At 68.1% G+C, this 2,173-nt stretch carries 3 protein-coding genes; all 3 read right to left on the minus strand.

What is annotated here, in order from left to right:
- Positions 1–391 precede the first annotated feature (391 nt).
- A complete protein-coding gene (locus D1643_RS10690; protein WP_160710592.1) occupies positions 392–1,141 on the minus strand; it encodes a Fic family protein in 750 nt (249 codons plus the stop codon).
- A 76-nt stretch (positions 1,142–1,217) separates the two neighbouring features.
- The gene (locus D1643_RS10695) at positions 1,218–1,466 is read right to left on the minus strand and encodes a helix-turn-helix domain-containing protein (protein ID WP_160710593.1); all 249 of its coding nucleotides are present in this window, start codon (positions 1,464–1,466) and stop codon (positions 1,218–1,220) included.
- A gap of 72 nt (positions 1,467–1,538) precedes the next feature.
- Positions 1,539–2,105, minus strand: a complete 567-nt coding sequence (locus tag D1643_RS10700) for a hypothetical protein (RefSeq protein ID WP_160710594.1) — start codon at positions 2,103–2,105, stop codon at positions 1,539–1,541.
- Between the last annotated feature and the right edge of the window lie 68 nt (positions 2,106–2,173).

Consider the following 2,173-nt stretch of genomic DNA (forward strand, 5'->3'; position numbering starts at 1 on the left):
GCAGTCCCTACCGGCCGTAAGGCCAGTGGGGACTCGAAGCCCTCCCCTGGCAGGGGGAGGGCCCGGCGGAGCCAGTGACGGGGTTGCGCTTGGAGCGCGTGTGTGAAGGGTGGTTTTGCCGCTGCTCGCAGAGCGGCGAGAATGCGTGGCGCATGGGCGTTGCCTTCCTCTCATGTGACCGGATCGGAGGTTTGGAGTGCCGATCCACGGAGGATTATAGCATCAGCTCCGTGCGTCGGGGAAGGCCTGCGCCTACGAGCTTCGGCTGCTCGCGAGAGTTGATCTTGAGCGGCCCTCCGGGCCGATAGAGGAGGAGGGGCCGCGGCTCTCCGGCCGCGGCCCCTCCTCGTTCAGGCGACGACGCGCGGGGCTCCCCGACCCACCCCTCATGTCAGAGGGACGGCGGGAGCAGCCTCGGCACGCCGAGGTCGCCCATCTTGCGCGCGAAGCGCGCGGCGCACCGCTCCAGCACCTCTCCCAGAACGGACAGCTCGCGGGGGCCGTAGGCCTCGCCGTCGAAGCTCATCTGGGCGATCTCTAGGTAGGACTTGTACTCGTCCCCGTGCGCCTCGTCGATGACGATCAGGTCGGCCTCCTGCTCGATGCACTGCTTCAGCATGAGGACGCGGCCGATGCGCCCGTTGCCGTTCTGGAACGGGTGGAGGTGCTCGAAGCGCACGTGGAAGAGCACGATCTCGCGCGGCCCCTTCGGGGATCCCTCCCACCAGCCGAGGAGGTCTTCCACGCCCTGCTCGACGTCGCTGGGCAGGGCGACCTGGACGCGCGATCCGACGATGCGGTTGGGTATCTCCTTGTAGTGCCCGGTGAACCCGTCGGCCTCGTCGGTCGTCCCGGCGAAGAGCATGCGGTTCATCTCGACGAGCATGCCGGGGGTGATGGGAGAGCCCAGGCCGTCGACCATGTGGTCGAACAGCGCGATCGAGTTTATCGTCTCGTACACGTCGTCCTTGGTGTGGTCTCCGACCACGTGCCCGTCCTCCACGAGGCGGAACAGCTCGTCCTCGGAGAAGGTCGATCCCTCCATCCGATTCGAGTGGAAGAGGAACTCGGGGAGTATGAGGCCGTAAGCGGAGTTCGGCGCCGACTTCATCGCCTTCATCTGCCCTGCCGTGATCTTCATCGCGTCCCTTTCTCTCGAGCTGCCAGTGGTAATTATAGGCGAGCACGCGCCGCCGCGCCCCTCCTTCCATCGGCTGCTAGGCGTCGATGCCCTCGACGAGCTGCGCGGCGCTCATGCCGAGGGCGGCCGCCACCTTGACGATGGTCGAGAGCTGAGGGTCGGCCATGTTGGAGACCAGCGAGCGCCTTATGGCGTCAACCGAGACGTCGCTCGCTATCGCCAGCTCGCGCTGCGTGATGCCGCTCGCGCCCAGCGCCGTGAGAAAGTTGCCGCGAAGGCGCACCACGTCGTAGGGGGCCTCCTCCGCGCTGAATGGTTGTCTCATGATACCTCCTCGGGGACTGGGCCGCCGCCCCTCGTCGCGCAAGGCAGCGGCCCGGGGACTTCGCGCTCGGGCTTACCGTCCGAGCGACTTGTCGCAGACGTCCTGCATGCAAGCCTCCATGCGCTCGCACCACCCCTCGGCCGTGAGGTCGACGTCGGCGCTGAAATGCGAGAGGGCGACGCGGGCGAGGAGCTTGTGACGTTCGTCGGCGCGCAGGTCGCGCCACGCCTTGGCGCCCGCCCGCTGCGCGACGCCGTCCCATGCCTCGACGAAGGTCGCCATCTGCTCGCCGTAGCACCACGCGTAATACTCCGCCCCACCCTTCAACATGCGGTCGAAGGCGTAGGCGTCCGCGGGGGCGTCGGGCCCAGGCGCCGACCCCGCGCCGAGCACCTCCCCCTCGACCTCCTCGCGCAGCGCGCCCGCGTCGATGCGCCACGCGCCGCAGACGGTGGGCACGTCGTCCTCGAGGCTCCAATCGAGCTTCCCGTGGCACGCAGGGCACGACACGCGGCCGACGTTGACGCAACCGCCGCGATCGTCGAAGCTGCCGTCGGGGTTCAGGGCGTAGGTGCCCTCTTCGGTGTAGTCGAGGTGGTCGATCTCCGCATGGCAAAGGGGGCAGTGGAAGTCGCTCATGTCCTTGATCCTCTCTCGTCTGATCCGCGCCCGCCGGATGCAAGCGCCGCTTGCCTCGGCCTGCCTGC

The sequence above is a fragment of the Enterorhabdus sp. P55 genome, from assembly GCF_009911695.1.
GTDB lineage: Bacteria > Actinomycetota > Coriobacteriia > Coriobacteriales > Eggerthellaceae > Enterorhabdus.

Coding starts and splice junctions, on each gene's coding strand:
- D1643_RS10700 (WP_160710594.1), bottom strand. CDS start 2,105: ATGAGCGACTTCCACTGCCCCCTTTGCCATGCGGAGATCGACCACCTC.
- D1643_RS10690 (WP_160710592.1), bottom strand. CDS start 1,141: ATGAAGATCACGGCAGGGCAGATGAAGGCGATGAAGTCGGCGCCGAAC.
- D1643_RS10695 (WP_160710593.1), bottom strand. CDS start 1,466: ATGAGACAACCATTCAGCGCGGAGGAGGCCCCCTACGACGTGGTGCGC.